The 23,322-nt window shown below is 68.8% G+C and carries 16 protein-coding genes; 8 read left to right on the forward strand and 8 right to left on the reverse strand.

All coding sequences use genetic code 11. The features are described from left to right. Nucleotides 1-10: 10 nt before the first annotated feature. Complete coding sequence (locus tag AB0L60_RS31385) at nucleotides 11-1,612, reverse strand: DUF2207 domain-containing protein (RefSeq protein WP_364621301.1); 1,602 nt, start codon at nucleotides 1,610-1,612, stop codon at nucleotides 11-13. Between the two features lie 502 nt (nucleotides 1,613-2,114). On the opposite strand from AB0L60_RS31385, the gene AB0L60_RS31390 reads away from it, so the two are divergent. Continuing rightward, on the forward strand, nucleotides 2,115-3,044 hold the full coding sequence (locus AB0L60_RS31390; protein WP_364621303.1) for a neutral zinc metallopeptidase: 930 nt from the start codon (nucleotides 2,115-2,117) through the stop codon (nucleotides 3,042-3,044). 64 nt (nucleotides 3,045-3,108) lie between these two features. On the opposite strand, the gene AB0L60_RS31395 is transcribed toward AB0L60_RS31390, so the two are convergent. Beyond that, nucleotides 3,109-4,404, reverse strand: a complete 1,296-nt coding sequence (locus AB0L60_RS31395) for an ammonium transporter (protein WP_364621306.1) — start codon at nucleotides 4,402-4,404, stop codon at nucleotides 3,109-3,111. Nucleotides 4,405-4,510: 106 nt separating this feature from the next. Further along, nucleotides 4,511-5,344: a hypothetical protein gene (locus AB0L60_RS31400; RefSeq protein ID WP_364621309.1), complete on the reverse strand. Its 834-nt coding sequence runs from the start codon at nucleotides 5,342-5,344 to the stop codon at nucleotides 4,511-4,513. Nucleotides 5,345-5,769: 425 nt separating this feature from the next. Here AB0L60_RS31400 and AB0L60_RS31405 point away from each other — a divergent pair, with 425 nt between their 5' ends. From AB0L60_RS31405 to AB0L60_RS31425, 5 genes are all read left to right on the forward strand, one after another. After that, the gene (locus AB0L60_RS31405; protein ID WP_364621312.1) at nucleotides 5,770-8,202 is read left to right on the forward strand and encodes a DNA polymerase III subunit gamma and tau; all 2,433 of its coding nucleotides are present in this window, start codon (nucleotides 5,770-5,772) and stop codon (nucleotides 8,200-8,202) included. Nucleotides 8,203-8,460: 258 nt separating this feature from the next. Continuing rightward, nucleotides 8,461-9,672, forward strand: coding sequence for an acetyl-CoA C-acetyltransferase (locus AB0L60_RS31410; RefSeq protein WP_364621314.1), 1,212 nt, complete (start codon nucleotides 8,461-8,463; stop codon nucleotides 9,670-9,672). Nucleotides 9,673-9,709: 37 nt separating this feature from the next. Beyond that, nucleotides 9,710-11,863: a 3-hydroxyacyl-CoA dehydrogenase NAD-binding domain-containing protein gene (locus AB0L60_RS31415; RefSeq protein WP_364621317.1), complete on the forward strand. Its 2,154-nt coding sequence runs from the start codon at nucleotides 9,710-9,712 to the stop codon at nucleotides 11,861-11,863. Between the two features lie 181 nt (nucleotides 11,864-12,044). Continuing rightward, nucleotides 12,045-15,662 carry a protein kinase gene (locus AB0L60_RS31420; RefSeq protein ID WP_364621319.1) on the forward strand — a complete coding sequence of 1,206 codons (3,618 nt, stop codon included), beginning with the start codon at nucleotides 12,045-12,047 and terminating at the stop codon, nucleotides 15,660-15,662. A 110-nt stretch (nucleotides 15,663-15,772) separates the two neighbouring features. After that, nucleotides 15,773-17,245 carry an alpha/beta hydrolase-fold protein gene (locus tag AB0L60_RS31425; protein WP_364621322.1) on the forward strand — a complete coding sequence of 491 codons (1,473 nt, stop codon included), beginning with the start codon at nucleotides 15,773-15,775 and terminating at the stop codon, nucleotides 17,243-17,245. 56 nt (nucleotides 17,246-17,301) lie between these two features. Here the strand turns inward: AB0L60_RS31425 and AB0L60_RS31430 are convergent, their stop codons facing one another. From AB0L60_RS31430 to AB0L60_RS31440, 3 genes are all read right to left on the reverse strand, one after another. Then, on the reverse strand, nucleotides 17,302-18,612 hold the full coding sequence (locus tag AB0L60_RS31430) for a class I SAM-dependent methyltransferase (protein ID WP_364621571.1): 1,311 nt from the start codon (nucleotides 18,610-18,612) through the stop codon (nucleotides 17,302-17,304). A gap of 2 nt (nucleotides 18,613-18,614) precedes the next feature. Continuing rightward, nucleotides 18,615-20,063, reverse strand: a complete 1,449-nt coding sequence (locus AB0L60_RS31435) for an FAD-binding oxidoreductase (protein ID WP_364621574.1) — start codon at nucleotides 20,061-20,063, stop codon at nucleotides 18,615-18,617. A 189-nt stretch (nucleotides 20,064-20,252) separates the two neighbouring features. Continuing rightward, on the reverse strand, nucleotides 20,253-20,744 hold the full coding sequence (locus AB0L60_RS31440; RefSeq protein ID WP_364621325.1) for a hypothetical protein: 492 nt from the start codon (nucleotides 20,742-20,744) through the stop codon (nucleotides 20,253-20,255). Between the two features lie 133 nt (nucleotides 20,745-20,877). On the opposite strand from AB0L60_RS31440, the gene AB0L60_RS31445 reads away from it, so the two are divergent. Continuing rightward, nucleotides 20,878-22,122, forward strand: a complete 1,245-nt coding sequence (locus AB0L60_RS31445) for an SLC13 family permease (RefSeq protein ID WP_364621328.1) — start codon at nucleotides 20,878-20,880, stop codon at nucleotides 22,120-22,122. Between the two features lie 7 nt (nucleotides 22,123-22,129). Here the strand turns inward: AB0L60_RS31445 and AB0L60_RS31450 are convergent, their stop codons facing one another. After that, nucleotides 22,130-22,369: a hypothetical protein gene (locus AB0L60_RS31450; protein ID WP_364621331.1), complete on the reverse strand. Its 240-nt coding sequence runs from the start codon at nucleotides 22,367-22,369 to the stop codon at nucleotides 22,130-22,132. Nucleotides 22,370-22,519: 150 nt separating this feature from the next. On the opposite strand from AB0L60_RS31450, the gene AB0L60_RS31455 reads away from it, so the two are divergent. Then, a complete protein-coding gene (locus tag AB0L60_RS31455) occupies nucleotides 22,520-22,954 on the forward strand; it encodes an SRPBCC family protein (RefSeq protein WP_364621334.1) in 435 nt (144 codons plus the stop codon). Nucleotides 22,955-22,964: 10 nt separating this feature from the next. Here AB0L60_RS31455 and AB0L60_RS31460 read toward each other — a convergent pair whose 3' ends face one another. Beyond that, on the reverse strand, nucleotides 22,965-23,318 hold the full coding sequence (locus AB0L60_RS31460) for a VOC family protein (protein ID WP_364621336.1): 354 nt from the start codon (nucleotides 23,316-23,318) through the stop codon (nucleotides 22,965-22,967). Between the last annotated feature and the right edge of the window lie 4 nt (nucleotides 23,319-23,322).

The following is a 23,322-nucleotide window of genomic DNA, read 5'->3' on the forward strand; positions in this document are numbered from 1 at the left end:
GTCATGCGGGTCAGCGCTGGTCGGCGGTCCGGAACAACCCTTCGACGGCCGTGATGAAATACGGGAAATGCGCGCCGAAACGTTGCAGCGCGCGATCGCCCTCGAAGCCGCCGAACCAGTACAGGCCCGGGCTCCCGTCCGCCGTCGGATCCAGCTCGCGGAAGGTGCGCACCCACTGGTCCCCGCGGCGCGCGGCCACCAGGAACGGCAGCGCCCGGGAGAACACCAGCTCCTGATCGGCGGCCGGAATGCGCTGCGGCGCAATCGCGTCCAGCCCGCGCTGCATGGCCTGGACCCGACCGGTCAGCTCCCGGCCCAGCGCCGTGCGGGCGGGCAGATAGCGCGGCAGCAGCAGCGCCGCCACCCCGCCGAGCGCGATGGCCGCCCCGACCAGCGCATGCCGCTGTGGGCCGAAGGCCAGCGCCACGGTCGCGATGACCCCGAGCAGGATCAGCCCGACGCCGAGCCAGAACTCGAAACCCCGGCGGGTCCGGTCGATGAAGACCCCGGCTGCCACGGCATCACCGATCAGCGCCGCCCGCACCGCGCTCGCATCCACCCGGCCCTTGCGCTCGGACAGCAGCACCGACTCGACGCCCTCTGGAATCAGCGCCGCGTACACCGCGCGCTCGTAGGCGGTCAGCTGCGCGTCGGGCGGATTCACCCGGGAGAAACGCCAATCCGAATCGCCGACAGCGCTCACCCACAGATAGTTGCGCACCGCCAGATCCACCACGGTCGACGCCATATCCGGTACGTCGGCGTGGCCGTCGAGCAGCAGCCCGGCCGTGCTCGGCAGCATCCCGTCGGGCGAGGTGAACTGCACGTGCTCGCCCGCGCGCACCAGGGGATCGAGCACCTCGGGGCCCGCCGGCGCCGACCGCCGCGACCACACCACATACCCGGCCGCCGCCGCCAGCGCCGCCAGCAGCACGCCGAACGCGGCGAACACCGGACCGGTCAGCGAGAAGGCGCCGGGCGCATTGTCGTCGCGCACATCGGCATTCGCCTTGACCGTGCTCGGCGGCAGCTGCAGGGTCACATCCAGGATGTCGCCCTTGTGCAGGTCCGTTTTCTCCAGATGCGCGAAGCCGTCCGGCTCCACGCGAATATCCGCGCAGTCCTGGGGATTTCCGGGCGGGCCCACCGTGCACCTGGTGATGCCCATACGGAAGCTCGGGCTCGACACCGTCGCATTGATCGACGCCACATCGGTATTCAGCACGCCGGTCCACTGGAACACCTGCGCGCCCGAAGCGTCACTGACGGTGTTGTGCACCGTGTACTTGAAGGTGGCCGAACCAGGCCGGGCCTCGATGGTGAACCGGTCGTCGGCGACCTTGGCATCGCCGTCCCCGTCGGCGGACACGTCGGTCACCTGGAAATCGCGCTGCACGCCCGCGCCCACCTGCACCCGCAGCGGCAGCACCTGCCGAAACTCGCCGCCCTCGGGCACTTTCACGGTTTCGGTGACCCGCAGCAGACCGTCGTCGCCCAGATTCACCTCGGCGGTGATATCCACACCGGCCGGTTGCGCCACCGCGGCCGGCGCCGCCACACCCGCCACCGCGAGCAGCAGCGCGACCAGGGCGGCCCCCCGAAAAATCTGCATGACTGGCTACTCTAGCCAGCTTGCTATCCTTCCTCAGCGGCAAGTCGCAGGTCTATGGAGCCGGCAGGTTATCTCTGAGGAACGAGGGGGTGCGGGGGAGATGACTCGCCCACCGTCCGAACACGGACCGACACCCCCGGGCCGGCGTCCCGTGCCACCGCGCGGAACCCCGGCGCCGCAGAACAATCCACCGCAGCCCGCCGCGCCGCAGGGCTTCCCCGCCGTCCCGCGGCAGCAGCCGGCCGGTGGCCCGCCGCCGGGCGGCACACCCCCGCCGGGCGGGTCGCAGCAGCCGCCCGGATACCAACGGCCGCCGGGATATTCGTCGCAGCCGGGCCGGCCCACTCCGCCGCCGCCCGGGTATCCAGCCCCGCGCCCGGGATATCCGCCCCCGCCCGCTGCGGGTGCGCCCCGGCCGGGATACCCACCGCACCAAGGCTTTCCGCCGCCCGGCCACGGCCAGCCGCCCGGTTACCCGGCCCGGCCCGCCTACCGCGCGCCCATGCCGCCGCCCACCGCCGCCCCGCCGACCGGCGCGATCCCGATGACCCGGCCCGCGCCGCCGCGCCGCGGCCGGATCGGTGTGCTGGTGGTGATCCTGGTCCTGCTGGTGACGGGCGTGCTGCTGCGCACCGCCATCACCACCGGCCTGAATTCCATCAATGCCGGCTCGACCGTGAAGACCGTCTACTCGGGGGACGCCGGCGAGAACCACGGTGTCGCGGCCACGGCCGACAACCCGCTGCTCACCAATGCCGATTACACGCTGCTGCCGGCCAAGTGCGCCTACACGCCGTGGGGCACCCAGGTCGAGGTGGCGCGCAAGTTCTTCGAAACCGCGGCGGACTGCCTGCACTCGACGTGGAAACCGTTGTTCGACAAGATCAATCTGCCGTTCCAGGCGCCCAAGCTGAACGTGTCCGCCGACACCACCGGAATCACCACCCTGTGCACCGGGAACAGCACCAATTTCGCGGCCTTCTACTGCTCGGCGGACATGACCATCTACATGCCGATCAGCCAGCTGCAAACCGATCTCTTCGGCAACAACTGGGTCGTCTATCTGTCCGTCTTCGCCCATGAATACGGCCATCACGTCCAGGCCCAGGCCGGCATTCTCGGCAAGGTGCACCAGCAGCGCCGCGACGCCGGTTCCCGCAGCGACACCGGCCTGGAACTGTCCCGCCGCACCGAATTGCAGGCCCAGTGCTTCGACGGCATGTACCTGTCGTCCTCCAGCAATGGCGGCTCGCTGACCAGCGCCCAGATCGGCGTGGCCCGTAATGACGCCTATCACCGCGGCGACGGACCCGGCGACATGCGCGACCACGGCACCGCCCAGAACATGGGCGGCTGGTTCGAGATCGGGTACGACAAGGACCGCACCCTCCAGTGCAATACCTTCAGCGTCTCCGCGAGCAAGGTGAACTGAACCGGACCGCAAAAGCATTCGAGCCCCGCTGCGCGACGCAGCGGGGCTCGAAATATCGCTCAGCTCAGTGCCCGTGCGGCTTGGCGATCCGGCTCGGCGCGTGCCCGTGCACGCCCTCGGCGTAGGCGGTCTCCGCGTGCAGCGCGAAGTCGATGCCGCCGATCTCGTCCTCCTTGGTGATCCGGAAGCCGATCAGCTTGTCCAGCACCTTGCCCAGTAGGAAGGTCACGCCGAAGGCGAAGGCCGCCACCGTCAGCACGCCCACGATCTGCTTACCCAGCTGACCCAGTCCGCCGCCGTAGAACAGGCCCTTCGGCCCACCGGTCATGACCGCCGAGGCCAGGAAGCCGATGAGCAGCGTGCCCACGATGCCGCCGACGAAGTGCACGCCCACCACGTCCAGCGAATCGTCGTAGTTGCCCTTGAACTTCCAGCTCACCGCGAACGAACACACCACGCCCGCAACCAGACCCACGATCACCGCGCCGATGGTGTTCACCTCGCCGCAGGACGGCGTGATCGCGACCAGACCGGCCACCGCGCCCGAGGCCGCGCCGAAGGTGGTCGGCTTGCCGTCACGCCGCGCCTCGACCACCAGCCAGCCCAGCATGCCCAGACAGCCCGCCACCAGCGTGTTCAGGAACACCGCGGCGGCAATGCCATTGGCCGCCAGGGCCGAACCCGCATTGAAGCCGAACCAGCCGAACCACAGCAGGCCCGCGCCCAGCAGGACGAACGGCAGATTGTGCGGCCGCATGGCATCGGTCTTGAAGCCCACCCGCGGTCCCAGCACCAGCGCCATGGCCAGTGCCGAAGCGCCCGAGGCGATCTCGACCACCAGACCGCCCGCGTAATCCAGCGCGCCCAGCTTGGTCAGCCAGCCGTCCGGCGTCCACACCCAGTGCGCGATCGGCGCGTACACGATCAGCGCCCAGGCCGGCACGAAGATCATCCACGCCGAGAACTTGGCGCGGTCGGCGATCGCGCCGCTGATCAGCGCCACGGTCAGGATCGCGAAGGTCAGCTGGAAGGTGACGAACAACAGCTCTGGCACCGCCGCCCCGCTCTTGTTGTCCACCACGTGCAGCGTGTTCGGATCGATTCCGGCCAGCCCGAAATGCCCGAGATCGCCGATGATCCCGCCGCCCGCGTCGTCCCCGAAGGCCAGGCTGTATCCGAACAGCAGCCACGCCACCGCGACCAGCGGAATCGAGATGAAGCTCATCATCAGCATGTTGAGCACACCGCTGGACCGCACCATGCCGCCGTAGAAGATCGCCAGTCCGGGTGTCATCAGCAGCACCAGCGCCGTGGCGGCCAGCAGCCAGGCCGTCGCCGCCGGGTCGAGATGAGGTGTCATGCGGTAACTCCTTCCACGCGGTGATCGCGTTGCGTGGAAGTTACCGAATCCTCACGTTAAGGCGCTGTTACAAAAATGAGGCTTCGGATACCTGCCGTTAACAGCCCTAGCTGCGACGATCCTTGGCCTTTTTGGTCAGCGCGCGCAATCCGCGCGGGCCGGGGACTGGATTGCCCTCGTCGAGCGCCATCCATTCTGCGGTCACCAGCCACTGCTGCTGTGCCCGGGCGTCGGCTGTGTCGTTGAACACGCGCCGCCCCCGATCGTCGCGCAATTCGTAGGCCAGCACCGACCAGCGCGGCGGGCGGCCCTGCTCGGCCACCTGGTCCCGCAGATACGCCGCCACCAGCGTGCCGATGGTGTTCACCGGGCGCAGCGACACCCGGTTGCCGTACCGGGCGGCATGGAAGCGCCTTCCGGCACACAGGGATCGGGGCGCGGCGTTGTAGGCGATCCAGCCCGCGCGCTGGGCGCGCTCGATCAGCCACAGATGCTTGATGGCGGTCGGCGGGATATCGCCCACCCGCTCGCGGATCAGGGCGATCGCCGGTTCGGAGAGCAGAATGTCGCGCCGGGTCGGGCCGGTGCCGTGCGCGATCCAGTAGTTGTCAGTGAGTTTCGCCAGCACCCGTCCGAAATCGTCGATGCTGCGCTGCGCTCGCCGGCCCAGCCGCTCGATGCGCTCGGCCTCGGCCCGCATGTCGTTCTGCACGATGAGGGTGTGGATCGCCGCCAGGGTCGGCACCTGGCCGCGCTGCAGCAGTTCCAGAATCGCGCCCGCGGTGGCTGGATCGGCGGCGGCGGACACGGGTAGGGAGTCGCGCCGGATGTCGTAATCGTGCGGGCTGATGGCCCGGCTGAGCAGTCCGACCGCGGCGGAATCGCCGGCGAATTCGGTACTGGAGAGCCAGGCTGCGGCGATGTCGTCACGCGACTGCACGAGACATGTCCTCCGGGGGATTTGGTTGTGCTCCGGCCGGGATGAGGGACCGGCCGGGGCGACCAACCTGATGAAGGTTTGGCTACCGAAGTTGCCGTCGTCCACGGTAGCCAAGCGATTGCGTTCTTGCCGCATCGATTGACTGGATCGTTATGTCGGATCTCTGAAGTTGAAACAGAACGTAAGTCTGTATCTGGTGGCATAGCAGGTCAGGGGTCTTGGACAAATGGCCGCTATGGGCACGCTGAGAATTTGCTGTGGGATTTGTCGAGATATCCGTTCGGGACGGTCGGTTCCGACCGGGCCCCAGGAATGGGTGTGATCTACGTCATAGTTTGAATGGATGGACGGACGCAAGCGGCGTACCGGACGACCGGCCCGGCGGCGCGGCACCGCCTGTCGGTGCGCCCCGGTAACCTCTCCCCGTGGCTCTGTACCGGAAGTACCGACCGGCAACGTTCGCTGAAGTGGTGGGTCAGGAGCACGTCACCGATCCGCTGAGTATCGCGCTCGACACCGGGCGGATCAGTCATGCGTATCTCTTCTCGGGACCGCGCGGTTGTGGCAAGACCTCGTCCGCGCGCATCCTCGCGCGCTCGCTGAACTGTGTAGAGGGCCCGACCTCCAAGCCGTGCGGCGTCTGCTCGTCCTGCGTGGCGCTCGGTCCGGGCGGATCCGGCAATCTCGACGTCATCGAGCTCGACGCCGCCAGCCACGGCGGTGTGGACGACACCCGCGAACTGCGCGACCGCGCCTTCTACGCCCCGGCCGAATCCCGGTACCGCGTCTTCATCGTCGACGAGGCGCACATGGTCACCACCGCGGGCTTCAACGCGCTGCTCAAGATCGTGGAGGAGCCGCCCGCCCACCTGATCTTCGTCTTCGCCACCACCGAGCCGGACAAGGTGCTGCCCACCATCCGCTCGCGTACGCACCACTACCCCTTCCGGCTGCTCCCGCCCGCCACCATGCGCGGACTGCTCGGCAAGATCTGCGACCAGGAGGGGGTGCAGGTCGAAGAGTCGGTGTACCCCTTGGTGATTCGCGCCGGCGGCGGCTCCCCGCGCGACAGTCTCAGCGTGCTGGACCAGCTGCTGGCGGGCGCGGGCCCCGAAGGCGTCACCTATCAGCGTGCGGTCTCGCTGCTCGGCGTCACCGATGTCGCCCTGATCGACGACGCCATCGAGGCGCTTGCCGTCTCCGACGGTGCGGCCCTGTTCGGCACCATCGACCGCGTGGTGGAGGCGGGCCACGACCCCCGCCGTTTCGCCACCGACCTGCTCGAGCGGCTGCGCGACCTGATCCTGCTCCGCGCCGTCCCCGACGCCACCGACCGCAACCTGGTCACCGGCCCCGGCGACGTCATCGACCGCATGCGCTCCCAGGCCGAGCGCCTCGGCGCCGCCACCCTGGCCCGCCACGCCGAACTCCTGCACGAGGGCCTCGGCGATATGCGCGGCGCCACCAACCCCCGCCTGCTGCTCGAAGTCATCAGTGCCCGCATGCTTCTTCCGGCGGCCTCGGACGCCGATACCGCCACGCTCCAGCGCCTCGAGCTGCTGGAGCGCCGAATGGCAAGCGGCGCAATCCCTGCCGCCCCGCAGCAGGCGCAGGCCGCTCCGGCTGCCCAGGCCGCGGCCTCATCCGCCGCTCCCGCTGTGCCCCCGGCCGGCGGCGACAACCGCCGGCGCGGAGCCGCGGCCCTGGCCGCGCTGCGCGCCGAAAAGTCCGGCACGCCGCCAGGTTCCGCTGCCGAGACGGCGTCCGCGCCGGCGCAGGCCACTGATCCCGCACCGCAGGCCGTCACCGGTGGCACCGCGGTCCGGCCGCCCGAGCTGAGCCCGGTGGGCAGCGCCGCACCGCGGGTTGCGGCCACCCCGGTAGCGGAAAGCCCTGCGCCGCAGCCGGTTCCGGTGCCCCCTGACCCCGTGCCCGCGCCTGCGGCGGTCGAATCCGTTGCGCCGGTTGCCGATCCGATCGCGCCCGCGCCGGTCGCGGAGCCGGTGGCCGAGGCCGAGCCGGTCGTGACTCCCGCGCCGGAGCCGGTCCCCGCGCCCGAGCCGGTTGCGGCACCGGCAGAGGTCGCTGCTCCGGCGGCCTCCGCACCCGTGGGTGACGCCGTGCTGCAGGAGATCGAGGCGGCGTGGGCGGATATCCGGGCCAAGGTGCGGGACTTCGGTGCCGCGGTGCAGGCCCTGCTGACCGGCGCCAGTGTGGCGCGGGTCGAAGGGGAGACGATCGTCTTCGCGCATCTGCACGCGCCGCTGGCGCAGCGGTTGTCGCAGCCGCAGAACCTGGACGCGGTGCGGTCTGCGGTCCGGGCCGTGCTGGGCCGCGACCACGATGTGCGGTGGGAGGTCGGGGGACCGGCCGCCGGTGGCGGATCGGCGGCCAAGGCGGCGGGGCGGGCCCCGGCGGGCGGGCAGCCCGCGCCCAAGAAGGCCGCGCCGAAGTTCTCGCGCCCGAGTCAGGCCAAGGCGGCCGCGGCCGCACCGGTCGCCGAGCCTGCGGCGGCCGCTGGGTGGGGGAGCGCCACACCCGCAGTGCCCGCCGCTCCGGCGCCGGCGGATCCGGGCCCGGCGGGCGGGGATCCGTTCGATGCGAACAGTGCCCGGTTCGCGCCGCCGGAGGACGATATTCCGCTGCCTGACGGGCCGGATCTTCCGGACGATCCGGGGCCGGGGGACTACTCGCCGGTAGGTTATGACGGCGTCCCACCTGCTACTACGCCGGAGGAGGAGCGGGAGATGCTGGAGGAGTCGGCGAAGCCGGTGCCTCCGGAGGAGCGCCGCGACCCGGATGAGGTGGCGCTAGCACTGTTGCGGTCGGAGTTGGGGGCCACACCTCTCGAGGGTTGACAGTTCCCCTGCGGGGCAACTTAAGTTAACCGGAGTTCGCATAGTTCGGTACTATGATCGGGTGGCCGTGAGTATCGGTTTCGCGAGGTTCTAAGGTATGGCCCGGGCGTACGGGCTACCGGAGCGTCAACGAGCCTGCTCGGGACGCTGTTTGTACAGCGTCTAGGCGATCGGTCGTGGGGCCGGTCGGCGAGGTTATAGCCATGGCACTGCCCGCACAACGCGGTGACGGCGCACCCAAGAGAGGAAAACTCCGATATGACCACAGAGGCCTACATTTACGAGGCCATCCGCACCCCGCGCGGCAAGAACCGGAAGGGCTCGCTGCACTCGGTCAAGCCGATCGACCTGACCACCGGTCTGGTCGAGGAGCTGCGGAACCGGTTCCCGAACCTGGACGAGGACCGCATCTCGGACATCATCCTGGGCGTCGTCTCCCCGGTCGGTGATCAGGGCGCCGACATCGCCCGCACCACCGTGCTCACCGCGAACCTGCCCGACACCGTCGGCGGCGTGCAGATCAACCGCTTCTGCGCCTCCGGCCTCGAGGCCGTCAACATGGCCGCGCAGAAGGTCCGCTCGGGCTTCGACGACCTGGTGCTGGCCGGTGGCGTGGAGTCCATGTCCCGCGTGCCGATGGGCTCCGACGGTGGCGCCATGTTCATGGACCCGTGGACCAGCTACAACGCTTACATTGTGCCGCAGGGCATTTCGGCCGACCTGATCGCCACCATCGAGGGCTTCTCCCGCGACGACGTGGACGCCTACGCGGTCCGCTCGCAGAACCTGGCCGAGCAGGCCTGGAAGAACGGCTACTTCTCGCGCTCCGTCGTTCCGGTCAAGGACATCAACGGCCTGACCGTCCTGGACAACGACGAGCACATGCGTCCCGGCACCACCGCCGCCGACCTGGGCAAGCTGAACCCGGCCTTCGCCGGCATCGGTGACATGGGCGGCTTCGACGCCGTCGCCATGCAGCGCTACACCTACGTCGAGAAGATCGACCACGTCCACACCGGTGGTAACTCCTCCGGCATCGTCGACGGCGCCGCGCTGGTGCTGGTCGGCTCCGAGGAGGCCGGCGCCGCTTCGGGTCTGACCCCGCGCGCCCGCATCGTCGCCACCGCCACCTCCGGCGCCGACGCCACCATCATGCTGACCGGTCCGACCCCGGCCGCGCACAAGGCGCTGGCCAAGGCGGGCCTGACGGTCGATGACATCGACCTGTTCGAGATCAACGAGGCCTTCGCCTCCGTCGTCCTGAAGTTCCAGAAGGACCTGAACATCCCGGACGAGAAGCTGAACGTCAACGGTGGCGCGATCGCCATGGGCCACCCGCTGGGCGCCACCGGCGCCATGATCACCGGCACCATGGTCGACGAGCTGCACCGCCGCAACGCGCGCTACGCGCTGGTCACCCTCTGCATCGGCGGCGGCATGGGTGTCGCCACCATCATCGAGCGCGTCTGACGCCCACCGACTTTCATCTTCAGGAGAATCGAAAACAATGACCGAGAACATGATCGGCTGGGAAAAGGACGCCGACGGCATCGTCGTGCTGACCATGGACGACCCGAACCAGGGCGCCAACACCATGAACCAGCTCTACAAGGACTCCATGCGGGCCACGGTGGACCGCCTGGTCGCCGAGAAGGACGACATCACCGGTGTCGTCATCACCTCCGCGAAGAAGACCTTCTTCGCCGGCGGTGACCTCAAGAACATGATGCAGACCACCCCGGCGGACGCCGCGGCCATCATGGAGGAACTGACCTTCATCAAGGACGACCTGCGTCGTCTGGAAACCCTTGGCAAGCCGGTGGTTTCGGCCATCAACGGCGCTGCCCTGGGCGGCGGCCTGGAGATCACCCTGGCCACCCACCACCGCATCGCGGCCGACATCAAGGCCGTGCAGCTGGGCCTGCCCGAGGTCTCCCTGGGCCTGCTCCCGGCCGGTGGCGGCGTCACCCGCATCACCCGCATGCTCGGCATCGCGAACGGCCTGATGGGCGTGCTGCTGCAGGGCCAGAAGTTCAACGCGCAGAAGGCCAAGGCCACCGGCCTCATTCACGAGACCGTCGCCTCCGTCGAGGAGCTGGTCCCGGCCGCCAAGGCGTGGATCAAGGCCAACCCCGAGGCGGGCGTGCAGCCGTGGGACGTCAAGGGCTACAAGATCCCGGGCGGCACCCCCTCCACCCCGTCGCTGGCCGCCAACCTGCCGGCCTTCCCGGCCAACCTGCGCAAGCAGCTCAAGGGCCAGAACATGCCCGCCCCCAAGGCGATCATGTCCGCCGCCATCGAGGGCGCGCAGGTCGACTTCGACTCCGCCTCGCTGATCGAGTCGCGCTACTTCGTGTCCCTGCTGACCGGTCCGGTCGCCAAGAACATGATCCAGGCGTTCTTCTTCGACCTGCAGCACATCAACAACGGCGGTTCGCGTCCGAAGGACGTGCCGAAGCGTGAGATCAAGAAGGTCGGCGTGATCGGCGCGGGCATGATGGGCGCGGGCATCGCGTACGTCACCGCCAAGGCCGGCATCGACGTCGTCCTGAAGGACGTCACCATCGAGGCCGCGAACAAGGGCAAGGACTACTCGGTCAAGCTCGAGGAGAAGGCGCTCTCGCGTGGCAAGACCACCGAGGAGAAGTCGAAGACCCTGCTCGACCGCATCAAGCCGACCGCCGACGCGGCCGACTTCGCGGGCGTGGACTTCGTCATCGAGGCCGTGTTCGAGAACCCCGATCTGAAGGCCAAGGTCTTCCAGGAGATCGAGGACGTCGTGGACGCCGACGCACTGCTCGGCTCCAACACCTCGACCCTGCCGATCACCCTGCTGGCCAATGGCGTGAAGCGGGCCGAGGACTTCATCGGCATCCACTTCTTCTCGCCGGTCGACAAGATGCCGCTGGTCGAGATCATCAAGGGCGAGAAGACCTCCGACGAGGCGCTGGCCCGGGTGTACGACTACACCCTCGCCATCCGCAAGACCCCGATCGTGGTGAACGACTCGCGCGGCTTCTACACCTCGCGTGTGATCGGCAAGTTCATCAACGAGGCCATCATGATGCTCGGTGAGGGCATCGACCCGCAGACCATCGAGCAGGCCGGTCTGCAGGCGGGCTACCCGGCGGCGCCGCTGAAGCTGTCGGACGAGCTGAACTTCACCACCATGCAGAAGATCTACAAGGAGACCGCCGAGGCGGTCATCGCCGCCGGCGGCGAGATCGACGCCGCCTCCGGCGCGACCGCGCAGATCCTCGACAAGCTGGTGGGCGAGTTCGACCGCAAGGGCAAGGCCGGCGGCGCGGGCTTCTACGACTACGTCGACGGCAAGGCCACCGGTCTGTGGTCGGAGCTGCGCTCCACCTTCAAGACCTCCACCGAGCTGCCCGAGGGCGTCTCGCTGCAGGACCTGAAGGACCGCATGCTGTTCGCCGAGGCCATCGAGACCCAGAAGTGCTTCGACGAGAACGTGCTGACCTCGACCGCCGACGCCAATATCGGCTCGATCTTCGGCATCGGCTTCCCGGCCTGGACCGGTGGCACCCACCAGTTCATCGTGGGCTACCCGGGTGGACAGGAAGCCTTCGTGGCCCGCGCCGACGAGCTGGCCGCCAAGTTCGGCAGCCGCTTCGAGGTTCCGGCTTCGCTGCGCAAGTGACAACGGCGCTCCAGCGCTGAAACACCCGGCCCGGGTCGCGAATACGCGGCCCGGGCCGGGTGTTTTACAGGTGTGTGAACAGGACCGGGCGGGACGCCCGGAGCTGAGTGAAAGGTCCACACGCCCGTGCGGTCCGCGCTACGTTGGAAGATGCGCGGGAGAACACCGGAGGCAGGTCCAGATGAATCCACAGGCGCGCCCGGGCGGCTCGCGGAGTGAGCAGGCCCCTCCCGAAGACTCCACGCAGTCCTACCTTCCCATGACCCTCGACGACGAGCTCGAGGCCATGGGCCTGTTCGACGCGGAGGAGATCGGCCGGGGCGGTTTCGGGGTGGTGTACCGCTGTGCCCAGCGCGCCCTGGACCGGGTGGTGGCGGTCAAGGTGCTCTCCACCGAGATCGACGACGAGAGCCGCGAGCGGTTCCTGCGTGAGGAACACGCCATGGGCCGGCTGTCGGGGCATCCGAACATCGTCGACATCCTGCAGGTGGATGTGACGCCCAGTGGGCGGCCCTTCATCGTGATGCCCTATGCGACCCGCGGTTCCCTGGAACAGGTGGTGCGGGACAGCGGGCCGCTGTCCTGGACGGATTCGGTGCGGGTCGGGGTGAAGCTGGCGGGGGCCATCGAGACCGCGCACCGGGTCGAAGTACTGCACCGGGACGTGAAGCCGGCGAATGTGCTGCTGAGCCGCTATGGGGAACCGCAGCTCACCGACTTCGGAATCGCCCGTATCCCAGGGGGTTTCCGCACCTCGACGAGTCTGATCACCGGTTCGCCCGCGTTCACCGCGCCCGAGGTGCTCAAGGGTGACGAGCCGACCGTGCGCTCGGATGTGTACGGGCTGGGCTCCACCCTCTTCGCGCTGCTGACCGGTCACGCCGCCTTCGAACGGCAGGCCGGGGAGAAGATCGTGGCGCAGTTCCTGCGCATCACCAGCCAGCCGGTGCCGGATCTGCGGGAGCTCGAGATTCCGCCCGACGTGGCGGCGGCCATCGAGGCGGCCATGTCGCCGGATCCGCGTGATCGGCCCGGCAGCGCCGTGGAATTCGGGGAGCTGCTGCGGACCGTGCAGGGCGAGCACGGGCAGGTCCCGGACGAGATGGCGCTGCTCGAGAGCGCACAGCCCGGGGTGGACAGCACGGATTCCGCTGTCACCCGGACATATTCGCGCCGGCGCACGCACACCGTGGTCACCGCCCCGCGTACCCACTCGCTGACGCTGCGGCCGCAGGGCAATCCCAGCGCCGTGTTCGCGGCCTCCGGCACCACCGAGTTCGCGGCCGTCGGCAATACGCTGCCGCCCACGGCCGCAACGAAATTCCTGCCCCCGACCCCGGCCCGCGAGCCGATCCCACGCCCCCGGCTGCTGGAACCGCTGCGCGCGGGCGGTCGCCGCCGGCTGGCGGTGATTCACGCCCCGGCCGGATTCGGCAAGCGCACCCTCGCCGCGCAGTGGTGTGCCGAGCTCACCGATCGCGGGGTGGCGGTCGCCTGGATCAGCATCGACCGCGACGACGACAACGAGGTATGGCTGCTGGCCCACATCATCGCCGCCATCCGCAAGGTGCGGCCGGAGATCGGCGCGGGGCTCGAGCAGCTGCTGGAGGAGCGGCCCGCCGAGGCGGTGCCGTACGCGGTGTCGGCGCTGATCGACGAGGTGCACGCGAGCGGGAGCCCGGTGGTCGTGGTGGTGGACGACTGGCATCGGATCACCGACGCGGGGGCGCAGCGGGTGATGGAGTCGCTGCTCGACAACTGTTCGCACGACCTGCGTTTCGTCATCACCAGCCGGGAGCGGGCCGGGTTGCCGCTGAGCCGTCTGCAGGTGGCCGACGAACTGGTGGAGATCGGATCCGGTCAGCTGCGGCTGACCGAGGCGGAGACCCGGCAGATCCTGGTCGAGCGCATGGGGCTGGAATTGAGCGAGCGGCAGGTTGAGCAGATCCACACCGCCACCGACGGCTGGCCTGCCGCGATCCAGCTGGCCGGACTGTCGCTGCGGTCGGCCGATCGCGACGTGGACCGGCTGATCACCGGACTCTCCGGCGACAACAAGGCGATTCGCGAGTACCTCGCCGAGAACGTGCTCGACACCATCGAGCCGCACATGCTCGAATTCCTCAGTGCCATAGCGGTTCCCGAACGCGTGAACGCCTCGCTGGCCGAGGCGCTGTCCGGCGCGAAGGACGCTGCCGATCTGCTGGATCAGGCCGAGCGGCGGGAACTGTTCGTGCACCGGCTCGCCGACGATCCGAATTGGTACCAGATGCAGCCGATGGTGGCCGAGCATCTGCGCGCCCGCTTGGACCGGGCCCAGCCCGGGCAGCTGAAGAAGCTGCACGGCAAGGCCTCCCGCTGGTTCGCCGAGCACAATCTGATCAAGCAGTCGGTCGATCACGCGCTCGCTGCCACCGATCTGAAGTACGCGCTGGACCTGGTCGAGAAGGGCGGCATGGACCTGATCGACAGCTCCCGGCTGGCGACCCTGTTCGGCACGGTGTCGAAACTGCCGGTGCAGCAGGTGACTTCGCGTTCCAAGCTGCTGATGGCGCTGGCCCGGGCCAATGTGAACCTGCAGCAGTCCGGTGCGGCCCGGACCGCGCTGGGCCGGTTGTCGAACATGCTGGCGCGCAGTGGCACCGACGACGCCGAGGCGGTGAACCAGCGCTGTCAGGCGGCGGTGCTGGCCGCGGCCGATCAGGTGGCCCGCGACCGCACCGAGGGCGTGCTCGACAAGATCACCGAATGCCTGAAGCTGGCCGACGACCTGCCGGCGTGGACGGTGTCGACGGCCGCGAATCTGGCCTCCTTCGTGCGCCTGTGCGACTTCGACTTCGAGGGCGCCAGGGACATGCAGGACTGGGCCGCGCCCTATCACGTGCGGTCGGCCGATCCGCTGGGCGAGGTGTTCGGGCGCTGCGCGCAGGGCGACGCCGCCTACGAGCAGCTCGATATCGACACCGCCACCCGGTGTTTCGAGCAGGCGTGGCAGATCGCCCGCGACCGCGCGGGGTCTCGCTCGAACTCGGCGCGGGTGGCGGCCGCGCTGCTGGGCGAGGTGGCCTACCGGCGCGGTGACCTCGACAGCGCCGAGCGGCTGCTGGATCAGAGCCACGAACTGACCGCCCGGGTCGGCCCGGTGGACTTCCTGGTCACCATCTTCGTGAGCGGGGCCCGGGTGAAGGCGGTCCGCGGTGACCTGGAGACCGCCGCGGCGCGCCTGGACGAGGGCGCGCGCATCGCGGCCGACCGGCGGCTCACCCGCCTGGCCGCCCAGGTCCGGGCCGAGCGCCTGCGGCTGGGCCTGCCCGCCGATGCGCTGACCGCGGGCCTGGTCACCGATCCGATGGCCCGCGCGTTGCGGCATGCCACCGGCGCGGCGGCGCTGGCCGCGGAGGCGGAGGAGATCGCCACCATCCGTGCCCTGCTGGCCCGGCACTACCGCGGCGAGGACCGCGCCACCGACGACCTGGCCCCGCTCGGCGCCGACGACACCGCGGTCAAGCGCGCCCGCGCCCTGTATTCGCGCATCCGTGAGCAGAACCGGCCGCGCGCTGAACTCGACGCGGCGCTGCTGCTGGCCGAATGCCTGTCGGTCTCCGGCTGGCTCGGGGAGTCCATCGCGGTGCTCACCCCGGTGGTGGTCCGCTGCGCCGGGCTGGGCTGGTCCCGGCCGCTGCTCGATGCCGGGCCGGGCGTGGTGAACATCCTGCGCACCATGCGCCACGAGATGCCGCTGGACGCCGATACCGAGGCGCCGGAGCTGCCGCGCCGATTTCTCGATTCGCTGCTCTGAACAGCGGATTCGGCGGTACAGCCGGCGAATCGGGTGCGCTTGCCCAGCATCCAGGCTTCATGCAGCCTATTCACAGGGTTTCTCGAGGAATGGTGTCGAGAATCGCCGACGTGCCTGTGACGACGATGCTGCAGTCCCCGCCCGCCGTGCCTCCGGCACCGCAGTTGCCCGCACAGACCCAGACCGGGTTCGGGGGCGGCTTCCACCACGGGGTTTCACTGCTGCACGGCTGGCTGCCCCAGGTGATCACCTTCGTCGCGGTCTTCCTGCTGGTGGTGGCGTTCGCGCGATTCACCCGCCGGTGGTGGCTGCTGTGGGTGCCGGTCTGCGTGGTGTTCGCGCTCGGGGTGGTGCGGGCCGCCTGGATGTACACCAACAACGAGGGGCTGGCGTCGGATCCGGCGCCGATGCTGCTGTGGGTGGCGATCGGCCTGGCGGGGGCGGCACTCGCCGCCGCCGTGGTCGGCATCCGCACCGGTGGCTGGTGGCAGCGGATCGTGGCCGTGCTGGCGGTGCCGGCGGCGCTGCTGAACGTGGGTGTCGTGCTGAATCAGTGGGTGGGGTACTACCCGACCGCGAATGCGGCGTGGGCTGCCATGACGGCGGAACCGCTGCCGCATCAGACCAGCCTGGACTCGCTGGCGTCGCTGCGGAACACGAATGTGGGAACCGGGCGGATCGTGCCGGTGGACGTTCCGGAATCGGGTAGCCACTTCAATCACCGCACCGAATACGTGTACCTGCCGCCGGCCTGGTTCCAGGGCGACAAGCCGCCCGCCCTGCCGGTGGTCATGATGATCGGCGGCGAGTTCAACACCCCCGCGGACTGGGTGCGCAGCGGTCAGATCATGCCCAGCGTGGATGATTTCGCGAAGTCCAACAACGGCCGGACGCCGATCCTGGTGTTCGTCGATTCCGGCGGCAGTTTCAACAACGACACCGAATGCGTGAACGGCCCGCGCGGCGATGCGGCCGACCACCTCACCAATGATGTTCCCGCCCATGTGGAATCGACCTTCGGCGCGTCCGCGGATCCCGCCAAGTGGGGGATCGTCGGATGGTCCATGGGCGGGACCTGCGCGGTGGATCTGGCGACCATGCATCCGGAACTGTTCGGTACCTTCGTGGATATCGCGGGTGATCTCGGTCCGGCCGCGGGCACCAAGGAGCAGACGATCAAGCGGCTCTTCGGCGGCAGCGAGCAGGCCTGGGCGGCCTTCGATCCCACGACCGTGATGCAGAAGCACGGCCCGTATGCCGATACCGTCGGCCTGTTCGACGATCTGACGCCGCCCGCGTGGCAGAAGAAGATGGCCTCCGACCCGAAGGCGAAGGCCTACATGCAGCAGAAGTCGATCGACGAGAGCAAGGTCGGCATGGGCGGCAAGGACGGCGTCTACGACACCGGCGAGGTCGGCGCGGCCGAGGCGCTCTGTGCCCAGGGACAGCAGGTCAATATCAACTGCACGGTGCACACCACCGAGGGCGGGCACACCTGGCAGTTCGCGGCGGCGGCCTTCACCTCGTCATTCCCGTGGATGACCGCGCGCCTGGGAATTCCGGTGGCGGGCCTGTCCTCGTAGCAACGAAAGCGGGCGTGCGGCGAAAGCCGCGCGCCCGCTTCGTCTTACGAGGGTTCCTACGCCTTCCACCAGGGGCGCAGCGGCACGGTCCAGGCCTGGTCCGCGCCGAGCTTGACGCCCAGGATCTGGTGCAGTTGCACCACATTGCGCTCGAAGCCGAGCTGACAGCCGGCCATGTAGAGCCCCCACACCTTGGCGGTGCCCTCACCGACCTCCTCGACGGCGGCATCCCAGTTCTTCACCAGGTTGTCGCACCATTCGGCGAGGGTGAGGGCGTAGTGCCGGCGCAGGTTCTCCTCGTGCAGCACCTCGAGGCCCACGTTCTGGACCTCGGAGATGATGCGGCCGGAGCCGGCCAGTTCGCCGTCGGGGAAGACGTAGCGGTCGATGAAGTCGCCCGCCTTGGTGATGCGGGTGTTGTCCGGCCGGGTGATGGAATGGTTCAGGAACAGGCCGCCGACCTTCAGCTTCGACTTGATGAATTCGAAGTAGGCAGGGTAGTTGTGCACGCCGATGTGCTCGGTGAGCCCGATGGAGGAGACCGCGTCGAACTCGCCCTCGCGCACGTCGCGATAGTCGCTGTGGCGCACCTCAGCGAGGTCGGACAGGCCCTCCTCGGCGATCTTGGCCTGCGCCCACTCGGCCTGCTCGGCCGACAGGGTGGCGCCGATGACCCGCACGCCGCGCTTGGCGGCGTAGCGCACCATGCCGCCCCAGCCGCAGCCGATGTCGAGCAACCGGTCGCCGGGCTTCAGGTTCAGCTTTTCGAAGACCAAGCGGTACTTGTTCTCCTGGGCCTGCTCCAGCGTCCAGGCCGGGTCCTCGTAGGCCGCGCAGGTGTAGGTCATGGACGGGCCCAGCACGTACTCGTAGAACGTGTTGGAGACGTCGTAGTGGTGGTGGATGGCCTCGGCGTCACGAGTCTTGCTGTGCCGCAAGCCTTCCAGTGCGATGCGCCGCCAGCGCGGCATGGCCTCCTGTGGCGGCGGGGGCACCGGCTTGAGCAGTTCCCAGCCCAGCGAGCGGGCGATGACCACCAGCTGCAGCGCGGTGGGGCGGCGGAACTTCATGCCCGCCATGGCCTTCAGCAGGGCGTAGGGGTCGCCGGGTTCGACGCCGTGGGCGATCAGGTCACCGGAGATGTAGGCACGGGCCATGCCGAGGTCGCCGGGCGCGGTGGCGATGAAGTTGACGCCGCGCGGGGTGGTGATCTCCAGGCCGAATTCCGAGTCCTCCGGTCCGGCGCTGCTGCCGTCGTAACAGGTCAGGCGGATCGGTACCGGGCCGTCGAGGAGGGTCTCGAAGATCTCGGCAATGCTGAGTTTGGTTCCCAGCTCGGCGAATACGTCGGAACGGTCCTTGTACATGGTCACTTGCGTTGCACCGCCTTCGAATACAGATCCAGTAGACGAGAATCCGGGTCGTAGCGTTTCTTGAGGGTGGGGTACGTATCGCCGCCGTAGTAGAGGGAGGCGAATTCATCCTGGCCGTAGAAGGAGTCCGAATACAGGGATTTATGACCGTCCAGTTCGGACACCTTGCGCTCGATGGCACGGTTGGCCGCGCCGTCGGGCTGTCCCGGCACGGTCGGCACGGCCGACCAGAAACCGACATTGACATAGGTGCGGCCGGGCTCCAGCGGATAGAGCGGCCAGGGGCGTTCGGCCGCCTGCTGCGCTTCCGCGCGATTGTCGCGCAAGCGCAAGGGGCACAACCAGATCGGCTCGATGGGGATCTCGCGCAGGAACCATTCCACGAAATCCGCGGTGTGCTCCATGGGCACCTCGATGTCCTGCACCACCCGTTCGCGCGGCGGATTCCCGTGCCGCGCCTCGATCTTGTCGCCGATCGCGTACCGGTGATCCAGCGCGATCAGCTTCCAGTAGAAGCTGGAGCGCCGGTACTGCTGGGGCCAGAATCGCCGGATCCGTGGGTTCTGCGCCCCGAATGCCCGTGAGCACCAGAACCAGTCGGTGTCCCAGCGCCACAGGTAGTCGTGGATGGTCAGCCGATCGCGCTTGGGCCGCGCCGAATCGTGCTGGATGGATCGGTAGTAGATGTCCATGCCGGTGTAGTCGCTGACCGGGCCGGGCTCGTCGGTCTGGCGGCCCAGGATCAGGTAGCTCTCGTCGGCGGTGAAGACCACCCCGTCGAGGTAGTCGACCGGTTCGCCGTCGTGGGAGCGGTCCGCGATGATCTGTGTCATCGTCGCCTCCAGCTCCCGCAGATCGTGGAACCGTATGTGCCGCAATGCCACGTAGGGCAGCACCGGTTCGAGTTCTATCTTCAGTCGGGTCGAGTACCCGAGCGTGCCGTAGGAATTCGGGAATCCGCGGAACAGATCCGCGTGTTCGCCGTCCCGGGTGGCGGTGACGATCTCACCGGCGCCGGTCAGCACGTCGATCTCGAGCACGGATTCGTGCGGGAGACCGTTGCGGAACGAGGTGGACTCGATGCCCAGCCCGGTGACCGCGCCGCCCAGGGTGATGGTCTTCAGCTGCGGCACCACGAACGGGGCCAGCCCGTGGCGCAGGGTGGTGGCGACCAGGTCCTCGTAGGTGGTCATGCCGGCCACGTCGGCCGTGCGGGCCGCCGGGTCCACCGCGATGACCTGCGTCAATCCGGACACATCGAGGCCGGGCGCGGTGCTGCGCGCCCGGGCACGGAAGAGGTTGGACGTCTTCTTGGCCAGCCGAACGTTCGCATCCGGCGGGATGGCGCGGTACGAGGCCAGGAGGCGATCGACTCCGGCCCGATGCGCGGCGAAACCTGATTCCTGTGCGGCCGGTGCGCGGCCGGCCTTCCCCAACAGACTCACTGCCACCTTCGAAAACCTAGCGTGCACCGACCGGTACGGCCAGCAGGGGAGCACCGGCGGGGCGGGTTTTCACGCACAGTTTGCATGCGTGTCGGCGGGTGCGACCTGCCGTGTAGCGAGGGTATTCCCGTCCCCGGGGTGATGATTGTTACTTCAGCTAACAATTGGGTTACGGTGCGGCCGAGCTCTTTACAGCGAGTCGTCAAGCTCCATCTGCCGGATCCGCGGCAGATACGGATCCAGTTCGCCCGCCCCGAAACGGCACAATCCGATCACGTGCCAGAACTGGCCCGCCAGCAGGTCACCGGACGCCACGTCCCAGAGCCGGACATGGCCGTCGTCGCAGCCGGTGGCCATGGTCGCGCCCGCCGCGTCGAAGGCGATCGAGCGCACCCGGCCGCGATGCGCGGCGCAGACGGCCTGCTCGCCGCCGGTCTCGCGGGTCCACAGGGTGACGGTGTCGTCGTCATTGGCGGTGGCGCCGGACTCCAGGGTGATCAGCCCGTCCGCGCTGCCCTGCAGGCGCTGGGCCAGCCGCCTGCTGGCGGCGTCCCACAGCCGCACGCTGCCATCGTTGCCGCAGCCCGCGAGCAGGGTGCCGTGGGCATTGAAGGAGACCGCGCGCACATGGCGGCCGTGCCCGTTGAGGGTGTGCAGGCGCTCGCCGGCCGCCCACCCCACAGCGGCACCCTGCCAGTATCCCGCCATCGAAAGCGTCGCGGGGCCAATCGAATTGACCTCTCGCGGATTTCTCGGCCCGCGCGACAGTTCTCGGCCCGTGCGACCTGCCCGCCGACGCTGCGATCATTGGTCAATGCCCGAACAGCTGGAATCCGGTTCGCCGCCCCTCCGGGCAGACTCGGTCGTGCCCCGGCGGCCCAGTGTGCTGGATTCGGTCCGGATCGGGCTGCTGATCGTTGGATTGCTGTGTGTGGCGACGGGACTGCTGCCCAGGCATGAGGCGGCGGACAACATGCGGCGGATCGCGCCGTTGTTGTTGTTTCTGGGCAGTGTGATCGTGCTGGCGAATCTGGCTCGGCGGGCCAAGGTGTTCGATGTGATCGCGCATCGGCTGGCGATCATTGCCGGTGGGAATTATGCCGGGTTGTTCCTGCTGTGCGTGCTGTTCGCGTCGACCACGACGATGGTGCTGAATCTGGATACGACCGCGGTGCTGCTGACGCCGGTGATGATCGCGCTGGCGGGGCCGGCGCGGATTCCGCCGCTGCCGCTGGCCATGACGACGCTGTGGCTGGCGAATACGGCGAGCCTGCTGCTGCCGGTGTCGAATCTGACCAATCTGCTGGCGGCGGATCGGGTGGCACTGGACGCGACCGGGTTCGCTGCCAGAATGTGGCTGCCACAGCTGCTTTCGATCGCGGTGACCATGCTGTGTCTGTGGTGGTGGTACTGGCGGCGGTCGCAGCGCGGGGCCGACCGGTATGTGGTGCCGGAGCCGATCTGCCCGGTGGATCTGCGGGAACGGCTGCTGCTGTACGCGTCCGGGGGCGCGTGTGTGCTGTTCGTGCTGGCCATTCCGTTCGTGGGGGATCGGATCGGGATCGCGGCCACGGTGGCCGCGGCCATCGCGGTGCTGGCCTTCGCCATCTGCGACCGGTCGGCGCTGCGCCTGTCGCTGTTCCCCTGGCAGCTGCTGGTTTTCGTGTCCGGGCTGTTCCTGGTGGTGCCCACGCTGTCCGCGCACGGCCTGTCGACGGTGATGGATCATCTGATCGGGCAGGACTCCAGCGGTCCCAGCGTGTTCCGGGCCGCCGGCACGGGCGCGGCGCTGTCCAATATCGTCAACAACCTGCCCGCCTACACCGCGGGCGAGGCCGTGATCTCCCCGAGTGAGCGGAACCAGTTGCTGGCCTTGCTGATCGGCACCAATGTGGGCCCGGTGATCACCCCGTGGGCCTCCCTGGCCACACTGCTGTGCCTGGAGTTCTGCCGCACCCACGCGGTACGGGTCCCCATGCGCCGGTTCCTGCTGACCGGCCTGGTGCTGGCGGTGGCAGCGACCGCCGCCGCCACCGCGGGGCTGCTGCTCACCGGCTAGAAGGTATTCACCTGGCGCAGTGTGTATACCAGGCGCACGCCACCGCCGTGGCGACCAGCCGGGAGGTCTGATTGCCGTCGCGCAGCAGGGTGAGCGCGAGCAGGCTCAGCACGAGCAGCGTCGCGCCGCTGACCGCGTCCAGATCGGCGAACTTGTCGAAGGCCTCGACCACAATGGCCGTGGCCGGCACGACCAGCGTCACGACACCGTCGACATTGAGCCGGATCCAGGTCACGAACCGCGTCATCACCGCGTCCTCCCCCGCAGTAGTGCACCCAGGATAGGTGGCCGACCCGACACGGCGCAGCGAACCGGCGCACCCGGATGCGGCGTAGCATGACCGAGCGGTAGCAGGGCAGAGTGCCGGTCGGCCCGCGCAATCACTAAGGAGCACATGGTGGGACAGGTCAGCGCCTCCAGTTCGATCGTCGTCGCGGCGGATCCGAAGCGCACCCTCGACGCGATCGCCGATTACGAGACAGTGCGGCCCAAGATCCTCTCCGCGCACTACCGCGACTACAAGGTGGTCGAGGGCGGCCAGGGCGCCGGCACCGTCGCCGAGTGGACGCTGCAGGCCACCGAGAAGCGCTCCCGCAATGTGCGCGCGGTCATCTCGGTCTCCGATTCCATGGTGACGGAACGGGATTCGAACTCCTCCATGGTCACCGCCTGGACCGTGACCCCCTCGGGTACCGGCTCGCTGGTCACCGTGCGCACCACCTGGAAGGGCGCGGGCGGCATCGGCGGCATCTTCGAGGGCATCTTCGCGCCGCTCGGCCTGAAGAAGATCCAGGCCGAGGTGCTCGAGAACCTGAAGCGCGAGCTCTCCTAGCGAGCGGGGGTCAGCCCTCGCCGCCGATATCGAACAGGTTGCCCTCCGGGTCCGCCAGCGTCGCCCACTTCACGCCGTATTCGTCGAAGTCCGCGAGATGTTTGGCCCCGAGGGCAACCGCGCGCTCGACCTCCGTGGTCAGGGTGCCGCCCGCAGTCAGGTCGACGTGCACGACATTCTTGCCCGGGTTCTTGTCCGGCACCTGGACGAACATGAACGTCGGGGTGGCGGCGGCGTCGTCGATGGTCGCGAAATGCTCGTTCGCGCCCTCGTCGACCGGGCGGTCCAGCAGCTGCGCGTAGAAGCCCGCGAGCGCGGCGGCGTCGTGGCAGTCGAAGACGATATTGCCGAGGGACAGTGCCATGGAT

Origin of the sequence: Nocardia sp. NPDC051981, assembly GCF_040680715.1 — a bacterium.
GTDB lineage: Bacteria > Actinomycetota > Actinomycetes > Mycobacteriales > Mycobacteriaceae > Nocardia.

Coding starts and splice junctions, on each gene's coding strand:
- AB0L60_RS31395 (WP_364621306.1), bottom strand. CDS start 4,404: ATGACACCTCATCTCGACCCGGCGGCGACGGCCTGGCTGCTGGCCGCC.
- AB0L60_RS31415 (WP_364621317.1), top strand. CDS start 9,710: ATGACCGAGAACATGATCGGCTGGGAAAAGGACGCCGACGGCATCGTC.
- AB0L60_RS31385 (WP_364621301.1), bottom strand. CDS start 1,612: ATGCAGATTTTTCGGGGGGCCGCCCTGGTCGCGCTGCTGCTCGCGGTG.
- AB0L60_RS31445 (WP_364621328.1), top strand. CDS start 20,878: ATGCCCGAACAGCTGGAATCCGGTTCGCCGCCCCTCCGGGCAGACTCG.
- AB0L60_RS31450 (WP_364621331.1), bottom strand. CDS start 22,369: ATGACGCGGTTCGTGACCTGGATCCGGCTCAATGTCGACGGTGTCGTG.
- AB0L60_RS31410 (WP_364621314.1), top strand. CDS start 8,461: ATGACCACAGAGGCCTACATTTACGAGGCCATCCGCACCCCGCGCGGC.
- AB0L60_RS31460 (WP_364621336.1), bottom strand. CDS start 23,318: ATGGCACTGTCCCTCGGCAATATCGTCTTCGACTGCCACGACGCCGCC.
- AB0L60_RS31420 (WP_364621319.1), top strand. CDS start 12,045: ATGAATCCACAGGCGCGCCCGGGCGGCTCGCGGAGTGAGCAGGCCCCT.
- AB0L60_RS31430 (WP_364621571.1), bottom strand. CDS start 18,612: ATGTACAAGGACCGTTCCGACGTATTCGCCGAGCTGGGAACCAAACTC.
- AB0L60_RS31390 (WP_364621303.1), top strand. CDS start 2,115: ATGCCGCCGCCCACCGCCGCCCCGCCGACCGGCGCGATCCCGATGACC.